Source organism: Janibacter sp. CoH_79_TC_3 (assembly GCF_058197955.1).
In genome coordinates, this window is the sequence record NZ_JBXWIV010000139.1 from 1 (window position 1) to 255 (window position 255).

The window sequence follows — 255 nt, forward strand, 5'->3', positions numbered from 1 at the left end:
TTTCAAAACTTTTCACTTTTTTTATAATAATTTCTTTTTTCTCCGGATCATACTGCACCTGCAGCTGACCTCCCTGCTTTTCATAAAGGGTTGCTGCATTACGACCAGAAAATTTCACCTTCACACTGTTCCCATAATTTTTCTGGACCCACTGCATGATCCGGAACTGTCCCATAGTCTGAGTACCTGTGATAGACTGCTCCGCGCCTTCCAATTCCTGATACATTTTTTGATATCGGTAGTAGGTAGCTATGC

The 255-nt window shown here is 41.6% G+C and carries 1 protein-coding gene; it reads right to left on the reverse strand.

Going from position 1 to position 255, the window contains the following annotated elements; translation table 11 throughout:
- The coding region (locus tag AC2FA3_RS15390) for a hypothetical protein (RefSeq protein ID WP_490510348.1) at positions 1-255 on the reverse strand (255 nt) is incomplete at both ends.